The organism is Novosphingobium sp. THN1, from assembly GCF_003454795.1.
GTDB lineage: Bacteria > Pseudomonadota > Alphaproteobacteria > Sphingomonadales > Sphingomonadaceae > Novosphingobium.
This window is the reverse complement of the sequence record NZ_CP028347.1, coordinates 3,141,166-3,162,149: the sequence shown is the minus strand read 5'-3', so window position 1 is coordinate 3,162,149 and position 20,984 is coordinate 3,141,166. Positions and strand designations below refer to the sequence as shown.

Annotated in this window: 23 protein-coding genes; 17 read left to right on the top strand and 6 right to left on the bottom strand. The window is 63.9% G+C overall.

What is annotated here, in order from left to right:
- Window positions 1-43: 43 nt before the first annotated feature.
- Both C7W88_RS15530 and C7W88_RS15525 read left to right on the top strand, forming a co-directional pair.
- Window positions 44-2,131, top strand: coding sequence for a bifunctional (p)ppGpp synthetase/guanosine-3',5'-bis(diphosphate) 3'-pyrophosphohydrolase (locus C7W88_RS15530; RefSeq protein ID WP_118074233.1), 2,088 nt, complete (start codon window positions 44-46; stop codon window positions 2,129-2,131).
- 118 nt (window positions 2,132-2,249) lie between these two features.
- A complete protein-coding gene (locus C7W88_RS15525; RefSeq protein ID WP_118074232.1) occupies window positions 2,250-3,473 on the top strand; it encodes a PQQ-dependent sugar dehydrogenase in 1,224 nt (407 codons plus the stop codon).
- On the opposite strand, the gene C7W88_RS24855 is transcribed toward C7W88_RS15525, so the two are convergent.
- From C7W88_RS24855 to C7W88_RS15505, 4 genes are all read right to left on the bottom strand, one after another.
- Window positions 3,456-3,929, bottom strand: coding sequence for a transglutaminase family protein (locus C7W88_RS24855; protein ID WP_118074231.1), 474 nt, complete (start codon window positions 3,927-3,929; stop codon window positions 3,456-3,458). The genes C7W88_RS15525 and C7W88_RS24855 overlap by 18 nt on opposite strands.
- Entirely contained in the window at window positions 3,875-4,228 is a 354-nt protein-coding gene (locus C7W88_RS24850) for a hypothetical protein (RefSeq protein WP_118074230.1), read from the bottom strand. Before C7W88_RS24850 ends, C7W88_RS24855 begins: the two co-directional genes overlap by 55 nt.
- 95 nt (window positions 4,229-4,323) lie before the next feature.
- Window positions 4,324-4,731, bottom strand: coding sequence for a DoxX family protein (locus tag C7W88_RS15510; RefSeq protein WP_118074229.1), 408 nt, complete (start codon window positions 4,729-4,731; stop codon window positions 4,324-4,326).
- A 77-nt stretch (window positions 4,732-4,808) separates the two neighbouring features.
- Window positions 4,809-5,051: a hypothetical protein gene (locus tag C7W88_RS15505; RefSeq protein ID WP_118074228.1), complete on the bottom strand. Its 243-nt coding sequence runs from the start codon at window positions 5,049-5,051 to the stop codon at window positions 4,809-4,811.
- Window positions 5,052-5,360: 309 nt separating this feature from the next.
- Between C7W88_RS15505 and rpsM the strand changes: the two genes are divergently transcribed.
- The 14 genes from rpsM (at window position 5,361) to C7W88_RS15435 (ending at window position 18,367) form a co-directional block, all read left to right on the top strand.
- Window positions 5,361-5,729 (top strand): 30S ribosomal protein S13, encoded by a 369-nt coding sequence (rpsM, locus tag C7W88_RS15500; protein WP_039335281.1) that lies wholly within the window; start codon window positions 5,361-5,363, stop codon window positions 5,727-5,729.
- A 49-nt stretch (window positions 5,730-5,778) separates the two neighbouring features.
- On the top strand, window positions 5,779-6,168 hold the full coding sequence (rpsK, locus tag C7W88_RS15495; protein ID WP_008065643.1) for a 30S ribosomal protein S11: 390 nt from the start codon (window positions 5,779-5,781) through the stop codon (window positions 6,166-6,168).
- Window positions 6,169-6,289: 121 nt separating this feature from the next.
- Window positions 6,290-7,354 (top strand): DNA-directed RNA polymerase subunit alpha, encoded by a 1,065-nt coding sequence (locus tag C7W88_RS15490; RefSeq protein WP_039335210.1) that lies wholly within the window; start codon window positions 6,290-6,292, stop codon window positions 7,352-7,354.
- 227 nt (window positions 7,355-7,581) lie between these two features.
- Entirely contained in the window at window positions 7,582-8,007 is a 426-nt protein-coding gene (rplQ, locus tag C7W88_RS15485; protein WP_118074227.1) for a 50S ribosomal protein L17, read from the top strand.
- Between the two features lie 136 nt (window positions 8,008-8,143).
- Window positions 8,144-10,291 carry a prolyl oligopeptidase family protein gene (locus tag C7W88_RS15480; protein WP_118074226.1) on the top strand — a complete coding sequence of 716 codons (2,148 nt, stop codon included), beginning with the start codon at window positions 8,144-8,146 and terminating at the stop codon, window positions 10,289-10,291.
- Between the two features lie 65 nt (window positions 10,292-10,356).
- Complete coding sequence (locus tag C7W88_RS15475; RefSeq protein ID WP_118074815.1) at window positions 10,357-12,591, top strand: prolyl oligopeptidase family protein; 2,235 nt, start codon at window positions 10,357-10,359, stop codon at window positions 12,589-12,591.
- 127 nt (window positions 12,592-12,718) lie between these two features.
- Window positions 12,719-13,327 carry a hypothetical protein gene (locus C7W88_RS15470; RefSeq protein ID WP_118074225.1) on the top strand — a complete coding sequence of 203 codons (609 nt, stop codon included), beginning with the start codon at window positions 12,719-12,721 and terminating at the stop codon, window positions 13,325-13,327.
- A 121-nt stretch (window positions 13,328-13,448) separates the two neighbouring features.
- Window positions 13,449-13,997: a hypothetical protein gene (locus C7W88_RS15465; protein WP_205525198.1), complete on the top strand. Its 549-nt coding sequence runs from the start codon at window positions 13,449-13,451 to the stop codon at window positions 13,995-13,997.
- Between the two features lie 114 nt (window positions 13,998-14,111).
- A complete protein-coding gene (locus tag C7W88_RS15460; RefSeq protein WP_039335200.1) occupies window positions 14,112-14,435 on the top strand; it encodes a DUF1476 domain-containing protein in 324 nt (107 codons plus the stop codon).
- Window positions 14,435-14,668, top strand: coding sequence for a BolA family protein (locus C7W88_RS15455; protein WP_039335197.1), 234 nt, complete (start codon window positions 14,435-14,437; stop codon window positions 14,666-14,668). The genes C7W88_RS15460 and C7W88_RS15455 overlap by 1 nt, the downstream gene beginning before the upstream one ends.
- A 24-nt stretch (window positions 14,669-14,692) precedes the next feature.
- Complete coding sequence (grxD, locus tag C7W88_RS15450; protein ID WP_118074223.1) at window positions 14,693-15,016, top strand: Grx4 family monothiol glutaredoxin; 324 nt, start codon at window positions 14,693-14,695, stop codon at window positions 15,014-15,016.
- Between the two features lie 307 nt (window positions 15,017-15,323).
- Window positions 15,324-16,121: an NUDIX domain-containing protein gene (locus tag C7W88_RS15445; RefSeq protein WP_205525197.1), complete on the top strand. Its 798-nt coding sequence runs from the start codon at window positions 15,324-15,326 to the stop codon at window positions 16,119-16,121.
- Between the two features lie 388 nt (window positions 16,122-16,509).
- The gene (locus C7W88_RS15440) at window positions 16,510-16,983 is read left to right on the top strand and encodes a hypothetical protein (protein ID WP_118074222.1); all 474 of its coding nucleotides are present in this window, start codon (window positions 16,510-16,512) and stop codon (window positions 16,981-16,983) included.
- An 85-nt stretch (window positions 16,984-17,068) separates the two neighbouring features.
- Complete coding sequence (locus C7W88_RS15435) at window positions 17,069-18,367, top strand: amidohydrolase family protein (RefSeq protein ID WP_118074221.1); 1,299 nt, start codon at window positions 17,069-17,071, stop codon at window positions 18,365-18,367.
- On the opposite strand, the gene C7W88_RS15430 is transcribed toward C7W88_RS15435, so the two are convergent.
- The gene (locus C7W88_RS15430; protein ID WP_118074813.1) at window positions 18,364-18,735 is read right to left on the bottom strand and encodes a winged helix-turn-helix domain-containing protein; all 372 of its coding nucleotides are present in this window, start codon (window positions 18,733-18,735) and stop codon (window positions 18,364-18,366) included. The two genes, C7W88_RS15435 and C7W88_RS15430, sit on opposite strands and share 4 nt — an antisense overlap.
- Before the next feature lie 66 nt (window positions 18,736-18,801).
- Between C7W88_RS15430 and C7W88_RS15425 the strand changes: the two genes are divergently transcribed.
- On the top strand, window positions 18,802-19,995 hold the full coding sequence (locus C7W88_RS15425; protein ID WP_118074220.1) for an aminotransferase class I/II-fold pyridoxal phosphate-dependent enzyme: 1,194 nt from the start codon (window positions 18,802-18,804) through the stop codon (window positions 19,993-19,995).
- Here C7W88_RS15425 and C7W88_RS15420 read toward each other — a convergent pair.
- Entirely contained in the window at window positions 19,935-20,975 is a 1,041-nt protein-coding gene (locus tag C7W88_RS15420) for an alcohol dehydrogenase family protein (protein WP_118074219.1), read from the bottom strand. The genes C7W88_RS15425 and C7W88_RS15420 overlap by 61 nt on opposite strands.
- Window positions 20,976-20,984 lie beyond the last annotated feature (9 nt).

Here is a 20,984-nt window from a genome sequence, read left to right as displayed (position 1 = left end):
CCCCCTTGCAGGGAACGCCCGCTTGCCGCCATTTAGGGCACAGATGCTCCGCCAGTACGAACTTGTCGAACGTGTGCTTGCCTATGATCCCGATGCGGACGAGGCGATGCTCAACCGTGCCTATGTCTATACCGTGCAGAAGCACGGCACCCAGAAGCGGGCGAGTGGCGACCCGTACTTCTCGCACCCGGTGGAGGTGGCCGGCCTGATGACCGAGCTCAAGCTCGATCAGGACACGATCATCACCGCGCTGCTCCACGATACGGTTGAGGATACGCTGGCCACGGTCGAGGAGATCGAGCGGCTGTTCGGGGCGGACGTGGCGCGGCTGGTCGATGGCGTGACCAAGCTCTCGAAGATCGAGACGATGAGCGAGAGCGAGCGCGCTGCGGAGAACCTGCGCAAGTTCCTGCTGGCGATGAGCGAGGACCTGCGCGTCCTGCTGGTGAAGCTGGCCGACCGCATGCACAACATGCGCACGCTCCACTACATCAAGAGCGAGGAAAAGCGCCGCCGGATCGCGCGCGAGACGATGGATATCTACGCGCCGCTGGCCGAGCGCGTGGGCATGTACGAATACATGCGCGAGATGCAGCTGCTGGCGTTCGAGCAGATCGAGCCCGAAGCCTATGCCACGATTACCGGCCGGCTGGCCGCGATCCGCAGCGAGGAAGGCGCGCAAGTCGATGCCATCGCGCTGGAAATCAAGCAGGCGCTGGCCGAGGCGGGCATGCGCGTTGAGGTTTCAGGGCGGGAAAAGCACCCCTATTCGATCTGGCGCAAGATGGCCGAACGGCACGTCTCGTTCGAGCAGATCACCGACATCATGGCCTTCCGCGTCCTGACCGACAACGAGGACGACTGCTACAAGGCCCTCGGCATCCTCCACCGCGAGTGGCAGATGATCCCGGGGCGGTTCAAGGACTATATCTCGACGCCGAAGATGAACGGCTACCGTTCGCTGCACACGGCGCTGATCTATTCCAACGCGATGCGCGTGGAAGTGCAGGTCAAGACCCACGAGATGCACGAGCGCAACGAGTTCGGCCTGGCGGCGCACTGGGCCTACAAGCAGGGCGACCGGCCCGACGGGCAGGTCGGCTGGTTGCGCGACCTGATCGAAATCCTCGAATCCAGCCATGATGCCGAGGAACTGCTCGAAAACACCAAGATGGCGATCTATCAGGATCGCATCTTCGCCTTCACCCCCAAGGGCGCGCTGTTCCAGTTGCCCAAGGGCGCGACGCCGATCGACTTTGCCTTTGCCGTGCACACCAAGCTCGGCGCGCAAGCGGTGGGTGCGAAGATCAACGGGCGGCACGTGCCGCTGCGCACACCGCTCGGCAATGGCGACGTGGTGGAGATCATCAAGAGCCGCACGTCCGAGCCGCAGCTGTCGTGGCTGGGCTTCGTTGTAACCGGCAAGGCCCGCGCCGCGATCCGCCGCTTCGTCCGCCAGAAGGAGCGCGCCGAAGTCGCCGCGATCGGGCGCAAGCTTTACGAGGAAATCGTCGAGCGGCTGCCGACCAAGATCGGCAAGAAGGCGCTGAACGATGCGCTCAAGCGGCTGAAGCTGGCGAGCGAGGAAGACTTCATGTTTGCCATCGGCTCGGCCAAGCTGGATGACCGGCAGGTGATGGAAGCGCTGGTGCCGGGCAGCGCTGCCAACATCCCTGAAGAGAACTGGCCGAGCCAGAAGCGCGCGATCGCGGTGCGCGGCCTGACGCCGGGCATGGCCTTCAAGCTGGCCGACTGCTGCCACCCGGTGCCCGGAGACCGCATCGTCGGCCTGCGTCGCCCCGGCAAGGGCGTCGAAGTCCACGCGATCGACTGCATGAAGCTCGCCGATGGCGTCGATGCCGACTGGATCGACCTGTCATGGGACGCCCGCACCGACGGCGCGATCGGGCGGCTGCGCGCGGAACTCTACAACCGCCCCGGCACGCTGGCGGAAATGGCAGGCATCTTCGCCAAGAACCACGCCAACGTCGTCAACCTCGAGATGACGCAGCGGGAGAACCCGTTTCATACTTACGAGGTGGACTTGGAGGTGCGCGATCTGGCGCATCTGACGCGGATTATCTCGGCGCTGCGGGCGAGCGAGGCGGTGGCGCAGGCGGAGCGGATTTGAGGGGGTAGATAAGTGTATTTAGTAAAGTGGCGCCGTAATTACCATTTTGGATCAGTCTCAAGGGCATGGTTGGCGCGCTGCGCTTGTTGAGCAGCCGTGCCACCGATACCGAGGCGCGATGAAGAAATGCGTTCTGGCGTTCGCCGCTGTCCTGCTTGGATCGTGCGGCTCCGGGGATGGTGGATCATCGACGGTTGCAGTGCCTCCGGGCACAAGCGGACCCACGCCCACGGCATCGGCCACGCCAGCGACGATCAGCGGTGTCACGCAATCGGTGGCAGTCGCCACCTTCGACAAGCCGTGGGCCATGGCCATGCTTCCCGATGGCCGGATGCTGGTGAGCCAGCGCAGCGCATCGGGTGCGCTATGGCTTGTTGCCGCTGACGGTACGAAGAAGGCGGTGGGCGGACTTCCGGCATCGATCGGCGTGCTGGATGTAAAGCTTGCACCAGACTATGCCTCAACCCGGCAGATCTTCATCACCTACATGGTGGAAGATCGCGCCGCCTTGCGGGTGGGGCGGGCGAAGGATGAACCGACGTTGTTCCCGCAACGGATGGAAGCGGCCCATGCCGTACTCGGCAACGGAACGACCGGTCCGGAACTGTCGAATGTCGTCACGTTCTTTCGCCAGGACCCCACAATTGTTGCCTTTGATGGTTCGGGCGAACCGGGCGGGCGCATGGCGTTCTCGCCCGATGGCCGGTATCTGTTCCTGACTTCGGGCGATCGGCAGGAGCTGGACGCGAGTTTCCTGTTCGACCTGTCGAATACGCTGGGCAAGATCCTCCGCTTCAACCGTGATGGCTCGATACCTGCAGATAATCCGTTCGCGGCCAGCGCAACGGCGAAGAAGGAAATCTGGACGATCGGCCACCGCAACCACTACGGTCTGGCGTTTACGCGCGATGGACGGCTGTGGTCATCCGAAATGGGGCCGAAGGGCGGTGACGAGCTAAACGTCATCAAACCCGGGCTCAATTACGGCTGGCCGGCTGTATCCAACGGGGACAATTATGTTGGACCTGCAATCCCCGATCACGCGCCGGGTGATGGGTACGAGGCGCCGGCTATTTCCTGGACACCGGTGATCGCGCCAGCCGGCATGATCGTATGCGGGGGCAAGCTTTTCGGTGACTGGAGCGGGGACATTCTTCTGACTGGCCTGCAATCTCACGGGATTGTCAGGGTAAGGCCTCAAGGAGCATCGGCGAGCGAGGTACAGCGGATCGATCTGGGGACGCGGGTTCGCGACATTGCTGAAGCGCCTGATGGCTCGCTCTGGATCCTGACCGATGGGGCAGCCGGCGAGTTGCGCCGTCTGTCACCTGTCTTCGGCTGATCGTGCGGTCGGGGCGCTGCCATCTATCGAAACGCTTACCACCTGCTCGTTCAGCGTTGCCGCGCCGAAGATCGTCAGGAAGGCTATGTCGGCTGCGTCGCGGCCTACGCCGATGATCGCGGTTGTCGCAGGGTCGGCCATGCCGGTGGCGTCGACGAGGTGCCAGTCTCCGGCCAGCCAGACTTGCGCTACGGCGTGGAAGTCTTGCGGGTTCACGTCGGGGCTGTAGGCGCTGACCATTCTTGCCGGGATGCCAAGGCTGCGGACGAGCGCGATCAGGAGGTGGGCGTAGTCGCGGCAGACGCCTTCGCGGGCGTGGAAGGTGTCGAGCGCGGTGGTGCCGCCGTGGCTGGCACCGGGGACATAGGCGAGGTGGGTGGCGATCCAGTCGCGCACGGCCTCTACAGCCGCGCCGCCGGTGAGGTGGCCGAACATGTCGACGGCGGCGGCGTGCATCGTGTCGACCGGGCAATAGCGCGAGGGAAGAGGTATTCGAGCACTTCGCCGGGCAGGGCGGTGAGGGGGTCGGCGGCAAGGTCGGCCAGCGGCAGGGGCTGGCGGTCGATCTCGACGGTGACCTTGTAGGATACCTCGAACCGCGTTTGCGGCTCGAGCCAGAGGCGCTCGCCCAGGCCATCGTGCCCGGGGACGGTGTGGGCGATGCCGGGCGTGGTGATGCAACGGGTTTCGAGCAGGCGCTGTCCTGCCACGTCCGCAACGCCGATCTGCATCAGCACCGGAGCGGGGCCAGCCATGGCATAGTCGAGCGATGCGGCGATGCGCAGGCGAGTGGTGATGGCGATATCCGACGCTGGAGGGACGGCCGCCCAGTCGGCGCCGTAACGCTTCGCTATCTAGCGGCCGCAGCCCTTTGCGCAAACAGCCATGCGACGACGGCCGTTATAAAGATCGACAGCAGGTTCTGGGAAAGCGATGCGCCGTCCTGCGCGATTTGATGGGTTACGGTGGAGACCAGTTCCAGCGCGATGAAGCCGCACGCCGCCAACATGCCGAGGCGGCTGTATCGTGGCCGGACCAGTGCCAGCAGCAGCAGTAGCGTGAGCGCAAGCTCGGTGATGCCGACGAAGCGTCCGAGCCATTCCGGCAGATGCACGGTCCATGCGGTGTGGTGCATCAGTTCCTCGCGCGAGGAGAAGACCTTGTGCCAGCCGACGAACCCGTGAAATGCCGCAAGCAGCAAGGTCAGCGGCACGAGCAGGGCCAGTCTTACAAGCGGCGGAAGACGCAGTGCGGCCATCGAATTCTCTCCCCCTATATTATTAGAACCTGTGGTCTAATATGGATCGGGGTGGTGACAATCGGTAAGGTTGGAGGTCAGTCGTCGGTGTCGTACGTGGCATCGAGGGCAATCGGACCGCGCTTTGCCAGCCTGAGCTTGATCGCCTCGCGCGCATGCATCAGGCGCTGGTTGATGTGGGCTTCGAGCAGGCGGCCGAGCCATCCCGCGTCTATGCCCTGCCGCACGATGCGGGCGGGGTTGCCCGGGCCGATGAAGTCACCCGGAACGTCGCGCGTCACGACGTAGCCCACCGCGACGATATGGTGGGCAAGGGTCATTGCTTCGGCCGAGTGAAACTGCGCGCCGGGGGTTTTGACCTCGCGCCGCGATTGGGGTAAAGGTTGCTCCATATCCGAGCAGGACCGTGCCACGAACGGCGCGCAGTCCGGCTTTTGTGCTTGCGTAGCGGTTGACGTTGCAGTCGAAACCGCCTAATCGCGCCTTTCACTCATTTCCGGACGCAATCTGCAGGTGCAGGGTCAAGGCTCTGAAATATTGCAGAAATCCGGGATTTCCCGAGTGAGTTTTCGCGATGAGATAGGCGGCGTGAGTGATTCGCGCGGCCTGTGGAGCAAACGGAGAAGCAAGTGGCTCGTATTGCCGGGGTCAACATCCCCACCAACAAGCGCGTGATCATCGCGCTCACCTATATCCATGGCATTGGCGCTCACAAGGCCAAGCAGATCGCCGACAAGCTGGGTATCGAACACACCCGTCGCGTGGCTGATCTCTCGGACGCCGAGATCCTTCAGATCCGCGAAACGATCGATGCCGAGCACACCGTGGAAGGCGATCTTCGTCGCGAAGTGGCGATGAACATCAAGCGCCTCATGGACCTCGCGTGCTATCGTGGTCTGCGTCACCGCAAGGGCCTGCCGGTCCGCGGTCAGCGCACGCACACGAACGCCCGCACCCGCAAGGGCAAGGCCAAGCCGATCGCCGGCAAGAAGAAGTAAGACCTTTTCAGGTCCTTCTTCCGTCCCAGTTTCTCGAGGATAGTAAACAATGGCACGCGAACCTCAGCGCATTAAGCGCCGCGAGCGCAAGAACATCACCAGCGGTGTCGCGCACGTAAACGCCAGCTTCAACAACACCATGATCACCATCACCGATGCTCAGGGCAACGCCATTTCGTGGTCGTCGGCCGGCATGATGGGCTTCAAGGGCAGCCGCAAGTCGACGCCGTACGCTGCGCAGGTCGCAGCTGACGATGCCGGCAAGAAGGCTGCGGAACATGGTGTCCGCACCCTCGAAGTCGAAGTCAAGGGTCCGGGTTCGGGCCGCGAGAGCGCCCTGCGCGCACTCCAGGCGGTCGGCTTCACCATCACGGCGATCCGTGACGTGACTCCGATCCCGCACAACGGCGTTCGTCCGTCGAAGCGTCGTCGCGTCTGATCCTGCCTATGGTGGATGGGGTGCAGGTACCGGCGCCCCTTTCACCCAATATCTCGACCGGAGCCGGGAATTAAGCATCCCGGCAACCGGCAAAAGCCCGCACAAACCCCAGGGGAATTCCATGACTGTCAACATCAAGAACTGGCAGGAACTGAAGAAGCCCAACAATCTCGAGATCAAGCCGGGCAACGACGCCAAGCGCCGCGCGACTTTCGTCGCCGAACCGCTTGAGCGTGGCTTTGGTCTCACCCTCGGCAACGCGCTGCGTCGCGTGCTGCTCTCCTCGCTTCAGGGCGCGGCGGTTACCTCGATCAAGATCGAGAACGTCCTTCACGAATTCTCGTCGCTCGCTGGCGTCCGCGAAGACGTGACCGACATCGTGCTCAACGTGAAGCAGATTGCCCTCAAGATGCAGGGCGAAGGCCCCAAGCGTCTGCAGCTCTCGGCCACTGGCCCGGGCGAAGTGAAGGCAGGCGACATCGCCGTTACCGGCGACATCGAGGTCATGAACAAGGACCTCGTGATCTGCAATCTCGACGAAGGCGCGACGTTCAACATGGAACTGACCGTCGACACCGGCAAGGGCTATGTCCCCGCCGTGTCGAACCGTCCGGTTGACGCGCCGATCGGCCTGATCCCGGTTGACTCGCTGTATTCGCCGGTTCGCCAGGTTTCGTACAAGGTCGACAACGCCCGTATCGGTCAGGAGCTTGACTACGACAAGCTCAACCTGACGGTCGAAACCGACGGCACGATCACCCCGGAAGACGCCGTGGCCTATGCCGCGCGCATCCTCCAGGACCAGCTCGCGCTGTTCGTCCACTTCGACGACCAGGTGCCGGTCGGCCACGTTCCCTCGGTTGCCGGCGGCGTTGCTGCCCATGCGCCGGAAGAGAGCGATGCCAACCAGCTCAACCGTTACCTTCTCAAGAAGGTCGACGAGCTCGAGCTGTCGGTCCGTTCGGCCAACTGCCTCAAGAACGACAACATCATCTACATCGGCGACCTGGTCCAGAAGACCGAAGCCGAGATGCTGCGCACGCCGAACTTCGGCCGCAAGTCGCTCAACGAGATCAAGGAAGTCCTTTCGTCGATGGGCCTGCGCCTCGGCATGGACATCCCCGGCTGGCCGCCGGAGAACATCGAAGAGATGGCCAAGAAGCTCGAGCAGGAGCTTCTCGGCTGATCCATTCGGCCCATGCGGGGCTGCGAAGCGCGGTTTCCTGCGTTCCGGTGCTCACGTACTGAAAGTACGCTGCGCTCCGGTGCTCGGAAACCACGCTTCTCGCTCCCACCGGGCCCAAATGGTTTCAGCCGAGCCTGGCTTGGCGAATTACGGGATTTGGTCAGCCCGCTAACTGACCTGGATCGGGGTACCTCGTACGGCCCCCCTACGAACGGAAGGGAAATACCATGCGTCATAAACTTGGCCAGCGTAAGCTGGGTCGTACTTCTGCCCACCGCATCGCGATGCTGCGCAACATGGCTGCTGCGCTGATCAAGCATGAGCAGATCACCACGACGACGCCGAAGGCGCGCGAACTGCGCCCCTACATCGAAAAGCTGATCACGCTTGGCAAGAAGGGCGGCCTTTCGAACCGTCGTCTCGCCCATGCCCGTCTGCTTGACGACGCCCAGCTGCAGAAGCTGTTCACCGTTCTGGCCGAGCGTTATGCCGACCGTAACGGCGGCTACACCCGCATCATCAAGGCTGGCATCCGCGCTTCGGACGCGGCGCCGATCGCCGTGATCGAACTGGTCGACCGTGATACCTCGGCCAAGGGCCAGGATTCGGGCCCGGTGATGACCGCCGATGAAGACGAATACGAAGCCGCGTAATTCGCGCTTCGGTTCGAGCGACGAGATTGACGGGCGGGGCCATTGGCTCCGCCCGTTTTTCTTGCGTGGGACTTGTGCGTAACAGGGAGGCGGCTAGTTTCGGCTGCAACCGAATGATTCACCGGAAAGCCTTCCCATGCCTTTGCGCCAATTCCTGTTCGCCACTGCGGTGGCGGCCGTCAGCCTGTCTGCACCTGCCCATGCCGGAGAAACAGCCGTGAACTATCCCGAGACCGAGCGAGGCCCGGTGGCCGAGACATTCTTCGGCGAAAAGGTGGCGGACCCCTATCGCTGGCTGGAAGCGGACGTACGTGTCGACCCCAAGGTCGCGGCCTGGGTCGATGAGCAGAGCAAGTTCACCGACGCATACCTGAAGGCGCTGCCCGAGCGTGCTGCGTTCGAGCAGAAGCTGATGAAGCTTTTCGATTTCGAACGCTATGGCCTGCCGGTCAAGGCGGGCAAGCACGTGTTCTTCCGGCACAACTCCGGACTGCAGAATCAGTCCGTGCTCTACGTGCGCAACGCTGATGGCAATGGCGACAGCCGTGGGGGGCGGCGGGTGCTGATCGATCCGAACGGATGGGCCAAGGATGGTGCCACCGCGCTGGACGAATGGGTGCCCTCGCACGATGGCAGCAAGGTGGCCTATTCGGTGCAGGATGGTGGGACGGACTGGCGCTCGATCAAGGTCATCGACGTCGAGACCGGCGAGGTGCTTTCGGACACGATCGAGCACGTGAAGTTCTCGCGGCTGGCCTGGGCGGGCAATGATGGGATCATCTATTCGCGCTTTCCCGAACCAAAGGCGGGCGAGGCGTTTCAGGCGGTCAGTTCGAACCAGTCGGTCTGGTACCATAAACTGGGAACGGCACAGAGCGAGGACCGGCAGGTCCATGCGACGCCGGACAATCCCCGGCTCTATCACTCGGCCGAAGTGACGCACGATCAGCGCTGGCTGGTTGTTTCGACCAGCACCGGTAGCGAGAAGGGCAATGCCGTTGGCGTTGCCGCGATCGGCAAGGGCGACTGGAAGGTTCGCCCGCTGATCACTTCGCTGGCCGACGAATGGACCTTGGTCGAGGGTATCGGCGACCGGCTGTGGTTCATGACCAGCAAGGATGCACCGCGCAAAGCGGTGGTGATGGTCGACCTTTCCGGCGCAGAGCCGGTGTTCGCTCCGGTCGTGAGTGAGGACGAGGCCGTACTGGACGGAGCCCGCATCGTCGGTGATCGGCTGGTGCTGAACTACTTGCGCGACGTCAAGGCCGAGATGCGCCTGGCGGGGCTGGATGGCCAAGGCGTGACAAAGGTGGCCTTGCCGGGGATCGGCAGTATTGCCGGCGTTGTGGGGGAGCCGGGTGAGCGACAGGGTTACTTCGCGTTCAGCGGCTTTACCCAGCCCGCGACAATCTATGCCTTCGACGCGACCAAGCCGGCATCGGCCAGCGTGTGGGAAGCACCCAAGCTGGCGTTCGATCCGGCGCAGTTCGAAACGCAGCAGGTATTCTATCCTTCCAAAGACGGCACGAAAATCCCGATGTTCGTGGTGCGGCGCAAGGATCTGAAGGGGCCGGTGCCGACCATCCTCTATGGCTATGGCGGGTTCAACGTTTCGATCCTGCCGGGATATTCGCCCGCGCGAATGGCCTGGCTGCAGACAGGCGGGGCCTATGCCGTGGCAAATCTGCGCGGTGGCGGAGAGTACGGCGAGGCATGGCACCTCGCCGGCAAGGGCCCGACCAAGCAGAACGTTTTCGACGACTTCATTGCGGCCGGCGAATGGCTGAAGGCCAGTGGCGTGACCAGCAAGGAGGGCCTTGCGGTCGAGGGTGGTTCGAACGGCGGCCTGCTGGTCGGAGCAGTCGTCAACCAGCGGCCCGACCTGTTTGCGGCGGCGCATCCGGCGGTCGGCGTGATGGACATGCTGCGCTTCGACAAGTTCACGGCGGGGCGCGAATGGGTGTTCGACTATGGCTTTCCGGAGAAGGAGGCTGACTGGCGCTTGCTGCGCAGCTATTCGCCCTATCATAACGTGAAGGCTGGCACGCCATATCCGGCGGTGCTGGTGACGACGGCGGATACCGACGACCGCGTGGTGCCGGGGCACAGCTTCAAGTATGCCGCCGCGCTTCAGGCCGCCGGACTTGGGCCGATGCCGCAACTGATCCGCATCGAAACCCGCGCGGGGCACGGATCCGGCAAGCCGATCTCGAAGCTGATCGAGGAAACGGCTGACGTCTATGCCTTTCTGGCGCATTGGACGGGGCTGAAAGCCACGGACTGAGGGATAAGGGCATCTCCCGCAGCACGTTGCGTTGTGCTAGGCTTGTGCCAACGATGATGCGGGAGATGGCAAGGTCTGCGCGCGGCCTGTTGGGCGGCGCACTTCTGTTGGCGGCGCTGCTGTCAGCAGGCCGGGCAGTTGCGGACAGTTCCGAAGCGGCCTTTCCTGAGGCCACTGGCGGCTCCAGCCCCGGCAGCGGCAAGGCCATGCTTGTCCTGCCGAAGACAGCTTATCCAGCGACCCGGGCCGATGCGCTGGTCGAGCAGGTTTTCGGGCAGCGGGTTGCCGATCCCTTCCGCTGGCTTGAAGCCGATCCGCGCACCGATGGCGCGGTTGCTTCGTGGGTGGCAGAGCAGAACGCCTTGAGCGGGGAATATCTGGCAAGGCTCCCCGGCCGTGAGCGGTTTGCCAGTCGCATTCGCGCCCTGTTTGATTTTGAGCGCTATGGCCTGCCGCGCAAGGCGGGGCGCAGCTATTTCTACACACGCAATTCCGGGTTGCAGAACCAGTCGGCGTTGTGGGTCCGCAAGGGCGTGGAGGGCAGGCAGCGCCTGTTGATCGATCCGAATGGCTGGAGTGCCGATGGTTCACTGGCACTGGCGCAATGGGAGCCATCGCCCTCGGGTAGGTACGTTGCCTTTGCGGAGCAGGAGGCGGGCAGTGACTGGCGCACCTTGCGCGTCGTCGATGTCGGGACCGGACGCATCCTTGATGAGCGCATCGCCTGGGCCAACGACACGGATATTGCCTGGGTGGGCGACGAGGGTTTCCTCTATTCCCGCTTTCCCGCGCCACGGCCGGGCGATGATCCGCGGGCGCCGCGCTTCAACAAGGCGGTGTGGTTCCATCGGGTAGGCACTGCGCAGGATCGGGACGAACTGGTTCACGCAACGCCCGGGCAGCCGGAGTTGAGCCACAAGGCGCTGGTAACGAGTGACGGACGCTGGGCGGTGGTGATCAGCGAGGTCAGCACCGACAAGCGCAACGCGGTGCATCTGATCCAGCTTGGTGGCAGGCGGGCAGGGCAGTGGATCGTCCAGCCGCTGGTTCCGGAGATCGCCGATCACTGGCGCCTGGTGGCAGGAATAGGCAATCGCTTGTGGTTCCTGACCGATCGTGGCGCGGCGAACTATCACCTGGTCAATATCGACCTTGCCCAACCCCGGAAGGGCTGGACCGTGGTCGTGCCCGAGCGCGGCAATACGCTGGAAGGCGCGCGGATGATCGGCGACCGCTTCCTGCTGTCCTACCTGAAGGATGGCCAGACAATTGCGGTGATGACCGATCGCAGGGGCAGACCGGGCAAGGCGATCACGCTTAACGGCATCGGCACGGCAAGCGGTTTCGGCGGACGGCCGGGCGATGCGGAGACGTTCTACCAGTTCACCAGCTTCAACCTGCCGCCCGCGATCTACCGCATGGACCTGCAGAGCGGCGCGGTGACACCGTTTGCTGTGCCCAAGATGGCATTCGATCCGGCAGACTATCTGGTCGAGCAGCGCCAGTACCCTTCGAAGGACGGGACGATGGTGCCGCTTTACGTCGTGCGCAAGAAGGCGCTGGCGGCGGCAGGCAAGCCGCTGCCGACCCTGCTCTATGGCTATGGCGGTTTCGACATTGCCCTGACGCCGGGCTATTCGCCGGTGCGCATGGCCTGGCTCGAGGCGGGCGGAGCGTTCGCCTTGGCAAGCATCCGCGGCGGCGGCGAGCTGGGGCGCACCTGGTACGAAGCAGGGCGGCGCGAGAAGAAGCAGAACAGCTTCGACGACTTTATCGCGGCGGGCGAATACCTTGTGAAGGAAGGCATCGCGGCCAAGGGCGGCCTTGCGATCCAGGGCGCATCGAATGGCGGCCTGTTGGTGGGAGCAGTCGTGAACCAGCGGCCCGACCTGTTCGCCGCGGCCAATCCCGATGTCGGCGTGATGGACATGCTGCGGTTTGACCGTTTTACCTCGGGCCGGTTCTGGGTTGACGATTATGGCCGTCCTGATCGCGAGGGGGACTGGCATACGTTGCGCAGCTATTCGCCCTATCACAACATCATCGGGGGCAGGACCTATCCGGCCATCCTCGTGACCACTGCGGATAATGATGACCGCGTGGTCCCGGCGCACAGCTTCAAGTATGTGGCGGCGCTGCAGTCGGCTGACATCGGTGAGCGGCCGCGCCTGTTGCGGGTGGAGGCCCGCGCGGGGCACGGGGCGGGCAAGCCGGTGGACAAGGTGATCGGCACGGGCGCGGATGTGCTTTCGTTTCTGGCCTACTGGACGGGGTTGCCGGCTGGCGCGCAGGGCAAGTGATGCCGTTCAGGTTGGTGGGTGTTTATATGAACAAATCCTGTCGGCCCGGTTCAGCGTCTTATCACGGCGAATCAGGCAAACCTTCATGCATGGCGGGAAAGGCCCGCCGCTTTGAAGGATCTGAGCCATGAAGACTTTTTCCAAGGCCCTGGTCGGAACTGCTGCCGCCGCCGCGGTCGCGGTGTCTTCGGCCTCTCCCGCAGTTGCCCGCGATCATCGCGGCGGCATCGACGGAGGTGACATCATCGCTGGAGCGCTGGTGATCGGCGGAATTGCCGCCATCGCTGCTGCGGCAAGCAACAACAACGACCGCGACTATGACCGCTATGGCTATGGCGATGACTGGCCCAATAGGGACTGGAGGGGCCGGGACGGTTGGAACGACGGGCGCTATCGCGATGGCTACTATGGCCGCGGCAATCCGCGCCAGGCAATCGAACAATGCGTCCGCGCGGCAGAGCGCAACGCCGCCCGGTACAGCTATGGCCGGGCCGACGTTACCGACATCCGCGACGTGAGGAACACCCGCTGGGGTTATGAAGTGCGCGGTCGTATCGCGGTGAACACGCGCGGGCGCGATTGGCGCACTGGCGACCGCTACTACGGTAACGGTTGGGGCGGCGACTATCGCGGCTGGAACAACTCCCTGCGCGGTTACGACAGCGGCTCGTTCAAGTGCAAGGTGGAGCGGGGCCGGGTGGTCGACCTCGACTACAGCGGCATTCGCGGCCTCTGACTCATGAAAAGGCAGGCGGTTCAGGCATCGGAAAGCCTGGGCCGCCTAGCCCTGCAGGAATGACGGGCGCCGACGGCCAGCCCATGGATCGGGGCAGGCGGTCGGTTGTGGAGGGATGATGATGGCGGGACGTTTTTCCAGGATTGCAATGGCGCTGGCCGCGCTGGCGACAACGGCACTGCCAGTTGCTGCCGAAGCCCATGGACGCTGGGATCGCGGCGGCTGGGGCGGACGCGGATGGCACCGCGATCGCGGCGGCGTTGACGGCGGGGATGTGCTGGCCGGGCTGCTGATCATCGGCGGCATCGCGGCGATCGCCACGGCTGCCAGCAAGGCCGAGAAGAAGCGCAATGCGTCCGAGGACGATGGCTATCGCTATCGCCCCGAGGTCGATCAGCGCAACGATCAGCGGGACGTTCAGCGCGACCGGCAGCCTGACGACTGGCGAGATGACAGCCGGGCAGGCGTCGGCTCGCGCGGATTGAACGACGCGGTGGATTCCTGCGTCACCGAAGCCGAGCGGACGGGTGAGGTGGACGAGGTCTACGACGCTACTCGCAATGGCGATGGCTACCGGGTGTCCGGCACGCTGCGCAATGGCGACCGCTTCTCCTGTGATGTGAGCCGCGAAGGCGGGGTCCTGCTCGACATTCGCCGCGGGCGGATCTGAGCCGGCCTGCCAGCCTTTCACACTCCGGGCAGTGTTTCTTTTCGTGACGCCTTGCAGGGAACGCGCTCGCTGATTATCGGCTGGAGAAACCCTTTTACGAAGGATATCCGGCCGATGACCACGTTCGACGATCGCGAGAAGGCTTTTGAAGCCAAGTTCGCCCGTGACGAGGAAATGATGTTCCGCGTCCACGCCCGCCGCAACCGTCTGCTGGGCACCTGGGCCGCCGAGCGCATGGGCCTCGATGCAGCCGAGACCGAGGCTTATGCCAAGTCGGTCGTGCAGGCCGATTTCGAGGAAGCCGGCGACGAGGACGTCATCCGCAAGCTGCTGGGCGACCTGGTTTCGGCCGGGATCGAAACCGACGAAGCGGAAATCCGCGCGGCGATGGAAGCCAAGCAGGTCGACGCTCGCCGCCAGCTGATGGGCGAAGCCTGATGGCAATGCCTGCGGCCGAGATCGAGGCGATGATCCGTGCGGCCTTGCCGGACGCAGAGGTCGAGATCACGGACCTTGCGGGCGACGGCGATCACTATGCCGCCCGTGTCACATCTGCCGCCTTTGCTGGCCTGAGCCGCGTCAAGCAGCACAAGCTGGTCTATGATGCGCTGGGCGGGCGCATGGGCGGCGAGCTTCATGCCTTGCAACTGACCACTGCCGTTCCCAACTGAGGGCGGAAAGGAAACTCATCCACCATGTCGACCGAGCAGCGCATCTCCGAAATCGTCAACGGCAACGACGTCGTCCTGTTCATGAAGGGCACGCCGCTGTTTCCGCAGTGCGGCTTTTCCAGCAAGGCCATTGCCATCCTCGAGCATCTGGGTGTCGAATACGCCTCGGTTGACGTGCTGCAGGACATGGAAATCCGCAGCGGCATCAAAGCGTATTCCGACTGGCCGACGATCCCGCAGCTTTACGTCAAGGGCGAGTTCGTGGGCGGTTCGGACATCATGATGGAGATGTTCCAGGCTGGTGAATTGCAGCAGCTGATGGAAGATTCCGGCGTCAAGGCAGCCTGAGCTCCACAACGAGAGCGTTTTGAGAGGCGCGGTCGGCAATGCCGGTCGCGTCTTTTTTATGTCTTGCTTGTTGTGGGAGGTCCCGGGAGAGGCGGAGCCATAGAGACCGGGGGACTGGCTCCGCCTCGAGAAGAAGCTACTCTTCGGGACATCGAGACATAAGCATGTTCCGTGCCAGTTTGCGGAATGGCCCTGTTCTTCTGGTTTTTCCTATCGCGAGGTCATGATGTCGATTGCGACGATGTAAAGCGATCCGACAGTTTCTCGAGGCTTGGCAAGCGCGCGTTGGCGGGACATGATTGCCAAGATGGAAACGCACGATATCGAGCCCGAAAACTGGCTGAGCAAGACCACTCCCGCGGCAACCGTGATCATCTTCCGGCATGCCCCTGCCGGTGGCGCGCCCCAGATTCTCATGGTGGAGCGCAATGCCAGTCTGAAGTTTGCCGGTGGCGCGACCGTCTTTCCGGGTGGCAAGATCGATCCATCGGACTTTACGCTGGCGGAAAGCCTGGCACGGGGCGGTGGGGATGACCTGGATGACCTGGCGGCGCGAGTGGCTGCTGTCCGCGAGACCCTGGAAGAGACCGGCCTGGTGGTTGGCATATCGGGCGAAGTTGATGGCAGGCTTGCGGCCGAAGCGCGCCGCATGCTGATTTCGGGCGGTGATCTTGCCCCGGTACTGGCCGAGTTTGGCTGGCAGCTTGAGGCAGATCGCCTGGTGCCGTTCGCCCGCTGGTGGCCTAAGCACCGGACTGAAAGAATTTTCGACACTCGCTTCTATCTCGCCAACCTTGGCACAGGTGCGGTTGATGTCGAGGTTGATGCCACCGAGAACCGGCATCTCTTCTGGGCGAGCGCGCAGGAAGCTCTCGATCTTGCCGAGACGGGCAAGATCAAGGTCATCTTTCCGACGCGACGCAATCTTGAGCGCCTGGCATTGTTCGGCAACTACGACGAAGCGCGCAATCATGCCGAGACGACACCGATCGGCACGATCAGTCCGTTTGTGGAAGAGCGGGAAGGGCGGCGCTGGCTGATGATCCCGGACGGGTTGGGATACCCGGTCCGTGGCGAACCGCTCGACATGGCGCAACGAGGCTAAGCGTAAATCCTTAGGCTGGCGGTCAGATGCTGTTGGTGACCTTTGTGGCACTGTGATGTCGAGGAGCCATCATGTCGGGATTGCCGGTACTGTCTGCCGAACGGCCATCAGAAGTTGCCGAGAGCATCGCGCTGACCACCACGGCGCCGCGACCCGCCAGGCGGGAAGACGCGCCTGTTCGTTCGCCAGTCCATCAGTTGCAGGATGAGCTGTTGGCCGGGCGATTCGGGCAGGCGGAGGGTGATTCGCCACCGGAAAGTGCCTCGGGCTGGGTCCGCCTTGCGTTGCCACTTGGGCTGTCGGTTCTGCTTTGGACTGTAATTTTTGGATTTATTAGGATCGTTTCTGGACCTTTCGTGCCGTAACGAATTGTTGAGAGGCTTGGGCAATGATCCTGCGCATGCGTAGCCCACTCGATCTGCTGACACCTGGTCAGATTTCCCGCACCGCCCGCGTTGTTGCAGTTGCCAGCGCGGTTGCGCTCAGCTTCGGTTATGTGACAAACGAGCTGTCCGTGACGACAGCCGGGGTCGGGTCGTTCTTTCTGGCGTGCTCGCTGCTGCTGGCCGCTCCCCGTCAGCGAGCGACCGAGCTGCTTGGTGCTGTGACGGTATGGCAGTGCTTCGCCGAGTTCCTTTCGACCGTGCAAAGCGGGCAATTCGCGATCTGGCGGCTGGGCGTATCCATTGCAACGCTCGGCTGCGTGATGGCGGTGATCCGCGTGCAACATCTGCGCGAACTCACCCGCCAAAGCCCTGACATGCAGCTTCAGCATCTTGATCGGCGCACTGTGAACGGCATGGGCATCCTGCCCCGGACCGACGCACAGCTTGCGGAACTGCGGCACGAGGAAGCGGCCTGAATCCGGGCCGAGGGAAAAAGGACGGCGCCGCTGGTTGCCGCTCCTTGTTGCGCAGGTATGATGGCGCCATTCGAAAGGATGGCGGATGCGGATTGTCACACAGGTTCTTGCTGCAGCCCTGACCCTGGCGTCGACGCTCACACTTGCGGCCCCGTCGTCTGCCGGCGATCGTACCGAAGCGCTGACCCTGTTGCGGCCGGACGCTGTATTCGATGGCGAGACCGCAGTGCTGCGCAAGGGCTGGGCGGTTCTGGTCAAAGGCAACCGCATAGAAGCGGTCGGCCCTGACATCGTCGCCCCAGCCGAGGCTTCGGTCATAGGTCTGCCCGGCACGACTCTCATGCCGGGCATGATCGAGGGGCATTCGCACCTTTTCCTTCACCCCTACAACGAGACGGCCTGGGACGATCAGGTCCTGCACGAGCCGATTGCGCTGCGCACCGCTCGCGCCACTGTCCATGCGCGGGTGACGCTGATGGCGGGGTTCACTACCGTGCGCGATCTTGGCACCGAAGGGGCGGGCTATGCCGATGTCGGGCTGAAGCGGGCAATCGAGCAGGGGATCGTGCCGGGGCCACGCATGCTGGTGGCGACACGCGCCATCGTCGCGCCGGGAGCTTATGGGCCGCGCGGCTTTGAGCCGGGCGTCGTTGTGCCTCTGGGAGCAGAGGAAGCGGGCGGGCCGGACCTGATCAATGCCGTGCGGCGGCAGATCGGCGCCGGGGCGGACCTTGTGAAGGTCTATGCCGACTATCGCTGGGGACCAGGCGAGCCGAGCCGACCTACATTTACCGAAGCGGAACTGAAGGCCGTGGTTGAGGCCGCGCACGGGGCCGGACGGCAGGTTGTTGCCCACGCCAGCACGGCAGAGGGCATGCGCCGCGCCGTGTCAGCCGGTGTCGATACGATCGAGCACGGCGACGAGGGGACGCAGGAGATGTTCGCGGCGATGAAGGCCAAGGGCGTTGGCTTCTGTCCGACGCTTGCCGCAGGTGATGCGATTGCGCGCTATCGCGGATGGAATGGCGAGGCGCCGGTGCCCAAGGGCGTGCGGGAGGGTTTCGACGCGCTCGTCAAGGCGCGCAAGGCCGGGGTCGCCATCTGCGTGGGCGGAGACGTCGGCGTCTATGCCCATGGCGACAACGCGCGGGAGGCCGAATTGATGGTCAAAGGCGGGATGACGCCTGCCGAGGTGGCAATCGCGGCAACGTCGGGCAATGCGAAGATGTTTGGCATCGCTGACCGGCTCGGCAGCGTGAAGACGGGAATGCTGGCCGATCTGGTGGCGGTGGAGGGCAATCCGCTTACCGACATCAGCGTGATCCGCAAGGTCTCGCTGGTGATGAAGGACGGTGTGCTGTGGAAGGGGCCGGTCGGGCGCTAGGCCTTCTGGCTTGCTTTCGGCTCCTTGAGCATGGCGCCTGCCAACGCGGCATAGTCCGGGCAATCCGACGTACCCGCAAGGCGTTCTTGCAGCGCGCGATAGTGTTGCAGAACGGCAGTTCCCAGTGCGGTCAATCTCGCCCCGCCGCCTTTGGCGCTGCCGGGAGAGGTTTCGACCAAGGGTTCTCGCCAGCAGCGGTTCATGGCATCGACCAGCAGCCACGCGCGGCGGTAGCTCATGTCCATCGCGCGCGCTGCGCCGGAAATGGAGCCTGCGCGGTCGATCGCATCGAGCAGGTCGGCCTTGCCGGGGCCCATGGCAATCTCGTCGCCACAGTAGAGCTGGATCTTCAGTTTGAGGCGCTGCATCGGCGGCAGGTTATCGGCGCGGTCGGCAGGGTTGCAACTTGTTTCGGTGGCAACTAGCACGCTGCGATGATCGCCGAAGTCGAACCGTTTCACGCTATCGCCGTCTCCCGCATCGCGCACGATATGGAGGCGGCGGGAGCCAGTGTCATCCATATGGAGTTCGGCCAGCCTTCGACCGGCGCTCCGGCCAAGGCGATTGCCCTGGCGCACGAGGTGCTCGACAGCGAGGCGATGGGCTATTGGGAGAGCGTGGCCCTGAAGGACCGCATCGCCCGCAGCTATGCCGAGAACTATGGCGTTACGGTGGAGCGCGAGCAGGTGATCCTGGCGTGTGGCGCTTCGCCCGCTTTCGTGATGGCGTTGTCGTGCCTGTTCCGGCCGGGTGCGCGCATCGCTCTGGCGCGGCCGGGCTATGTTGCCTACCGCAACTCGCTGAAGGCCATGTACCTCGAGCCGGTCGAGATGGATTGCGGCCCGGCCGAGAGGTTTCAGGTCACTGCGGCGGCGGTCGATGCGCTTGACCCGGCGCCCGATGGACTGATCGTGGCGAGCCCGGCCAATCCGACGGGCACGATCATCGAGCCTGCAGAGCTTGCGGCAATTGCCGAGGTTTGTCGCCGGAAGGGGATCAGGGTGATCTCCGACGAGATCTACCATGGCCTGAGCTATGGGGCGAAGGCGGCGTCGATGCTCGAGCATCTGCCCGATGCGGTGATCGTCAATTCGTTCTCGAAATACTTCAGCATGGCGGGTTGGCGCCTCGGCTGGCTGGTCGTGCCGCCCACGCTGATCGATGCGGCGCGGGCGCGCATGGGCAGCCTGTTCCTGACGCCGCCGGTGCTGGCGCAGAAGGCTGGTCTCATGGCGTTCGAGTGTCGTGACGAGCTGGACGGGCATGTCGAGACATATGCCCGGAACCGGTCGATCCTGCTGGAGGCGCTGCCCCTCATGGGCCTCGGACGCATCGCGCCGCCCGATGGCGCGTTCTACATCTATGCCGATGCGAGCGAGTTCACCGACAACAGCCTGGCGCTGTGCGAGGAACTGCTGCGCGATACCGGCGTGGCGACAGCGCCGGGGATCGATTTCGACCCAGTCAACGGCAAACGCTTCATCCGCTTCAGCTTCGCAGTTTCGACGCCTCTGGTGGAAGAGGCGATGCGCCGGATCGGGCCGTGGTTCGCGGCACGGAGGAGGGGTCAGTCGGGGGCCAGCACCATTTTGAGCGCACCTGCCTCGCGCGCCTCGAACAGGCGGTAAGCTTCGGCGCCCCGTGACAGGGGCAGGCGGTGGCTGATGTAGCGTTCGGGCTTGAGGCGGCCCGAGGCGACCAGCGGGAACAGCGCCGGCAGTTCCTCGGGCACGGAGCAGGTGCCGACGCGGAAGGTCAGGCCGCCGGCAAAGGCGCGTTCCAGCGGGAAGGGGAAGCGTCGCGACTGCTGGACGCCAATGACCGAGACGGTGCCGCGCACGCGGACCAGGCGCAGGGCCATGTCCACCGTGGCATCGGCGCCGACGACTTCGACGACGCAGTCCAGCCGCCTGCCGTGGGTGTCTTCCTTTATCCGCGCTCCAGCTTCGTCCGGGTGAAGAGCAATTGCACCGAGGCTTTCGGCAATCTCGCGGCGCTCAGGCACCGGGTCGATAGCGTAGACGACATGCGCCCCCATGACGAAGGCGCTTTCCACCACCATCAGGCCAATCGGGCCTAGGCCGATCACGCCCACTGAAGCGCCGGGGCGGATGTCCGCCTGCCGCGCGCCGAACCATGCGGTTGCGAGGGCATCGGTCATCATCAGGGCCTGGTCGGTGCTGACGCCATCCGGGATCGCAACGGCGTTGGCATCGGCGGCGGGCACGCGCACCGCTTCGGCCTGTGATCCTTGCAGCCTTGCCGAAAGGCCGTAGCAGCCCGATCCGTTGTTCTCGCAAGTGTTGACCACGCCTGCGAGGCAGGATCGGCAGGCGCCACAGCCGACCGCCGCCGGGATCATCACCTTCTGGCCCACCTTCAGGCGATGGACGCCGCGGCCGACCTCGACCACTTCACCCACGGCTTCGTGGCCGACGCAAAAGCCGACGTCTTCGGAGAAGCCGTGGCCATGATAGATGTGCAAGTCGGAGCCACAGATCGAGCAGGCATCGACCTTGACGATGGCATCGCGATCCGAGTGGAGCGCGGGATCGTCCATGCTTTCGTGGCGGATGTCGCGAGCGCCGTAATAACGCAGGGCTTTCATGGCAGCGGG

Excerpts from the sequence above, each read along its gene's own strand:
- rpsK (WP_008065643.1), top strand. The coding sequence starts at position 5,779 with ATGGCACGCGAACCTCAGCGCATTAAGCGCCGCGAGCGCAAGAACATC.
- C7W88_RS15505 (WP_118074228.1), bottom strand. The coding sequence starts at position 5,051 with ATGACCCTTGCCCACCATATCGTCGCGGTGGGCTACGTCGTGACGCGC.
- C7W88_RS15455 (WP_039335197.1), top strand. The coding sequence starts at position 14,435 with ATGGCAATGCCTGCGGCCGAGATCGAGGCGATGATCCGTGCGGCCTTG.
- rplQ (WP_118074227.1), top strand. The coding sequence starts at position 7,582 with ATGCGTCATAAACTTGGCCAGCGTAAGCTGGGTCGTACTTCTGCCCAC.
- C7W88_RS15425 (WP_118074220.1), top strand. The coding sequence starts at position 18,802 with ATGATCGCCGAAGTCGAACCGTTTCACGCTATCGCCGTCTCCCGCATC.
- C7W88_RS15530 (WP_118074233.1), top strand. The coding sequence starts at position 44 with ATGCTCCGCCAGTACGAACTTGTCGAACGTGTGCTTGCCTATGATCCC.
- C7W88_RS24850 (WP_118074230.1), bottom strand. The coding sequence starts at position 4,228 with ATGGCTGGCCCCGCTCCGGTGCTGATGCAGATCGGCGTTGCGGACGTG.
- C7W88_RS15510 (WP_118074229.1), bottom strand. The coding sequence starts at position 4,731 with ATGGCCGCACTGCGTCTTCCGCCGCTTGTAAGACTGGCCCTGCTCGTG.
- C7W88_RS24855 (WP_118074231.1), bottom strand. The coding sequence starts at position 3,929 with ATGCACGCCGCCGCCGTCGACATGTTCGGCCACCTCACCGGCGGCGCG.
- C7W88_RS15435 (WP_118074221.1), top strand. The coding sequence starts at position 17,069 with ATGCGGATTGTCACACAGGTTCTTGCTGCAGCCCTGACCCTGGCGTCG.
- C7W88_RS15420 (WP_118074219.1), bottom strand. The coding sequence starts at position 20,975 with ATGAAAGCCCTGCGTTATTACGGCGCTCGCGACATCCGCCACGAAAGC.
- C7W88_RS15445 (WP_205525197.1), top strand. The coding sequence starts at position 15,324 with ATGGAAACGCACGATATCGAGCCCGAAAACTGGCTGAGCAAGACCACT.
- C7W88_RS15440 (WP_118074222.1), top strand. The coding sequence starts at position 16,510 with ATGATCCTGCGCATGCGTAGCCCACTCGATCTGCTGACACCTGGTCAG.
- C7W88_RS15480 (WP_118074226.1), top strand. The coding sequence starts at position 8,144 with ATGCCTTTGCGCCAATTCCTGTTCGCCACTGCGGTGGCGGCCGTCAGC.
- C7W88_RS15525 (WP_118074232.1), top strand. The coding sequence starts at position 2,250 with ATGAAGAAATGCGTTCTGGCGTTCGCCGCTGTCCTGCTTGGATCGTGC.
- C7W88_RS15475 (WP_118074815.1), top strand. The coding sequence starts at position 10,357 with ATGGCAAGGTCTGCGCGCGGCCTGTTGGGCGGCGCACTTCTGTTGGCG.
- C7W88_RS15490 (WP_039335210.1), top strand. The coding sequence starts at position 6,290 with ATGACTGTCAACATCAAGAACTGGCAGGAACTGAAGAAGCCCAACAAT.
- C7W88_RS15465 (WP_205525198.1), top strand. The coding sequence starts at position 13,449 with ATGGCGGGACGTTTTTCCAGGATTGCAATGGCGCTGGCCGCGCTGGCG.
- grxD (WP_118074223.1), top strand. The coding sequence starts at position 14,693 with ATGTCGACCGAGCAGCGCATCTCCGAAATCGTCAACGGCAACGACGTC.
- C7W88_RS15470 (WP_118074225.1), top strand. The coding sequence starts at position 12,719 with ATGAAGACTTTTTCCAAGGCCCTGGTCGGAACTGCTGCCGCCGCCGCG.
- C7W88_RS15430 (WP_118074813.1), bottom strand. The coding sequence starts at position 18,735 with ATGCAGCGCCTCAAACTGAAGATCCAGCTCTACTGTGGCGACGAGATT.
- C7W88_RS15460 (WP_039335200.1), top strand. The coding sequence starts at position 14,112 with ATGACCACGTTCGACGATCGCGAGAAGGCTTTTGAAGCCAAGTTCGCC.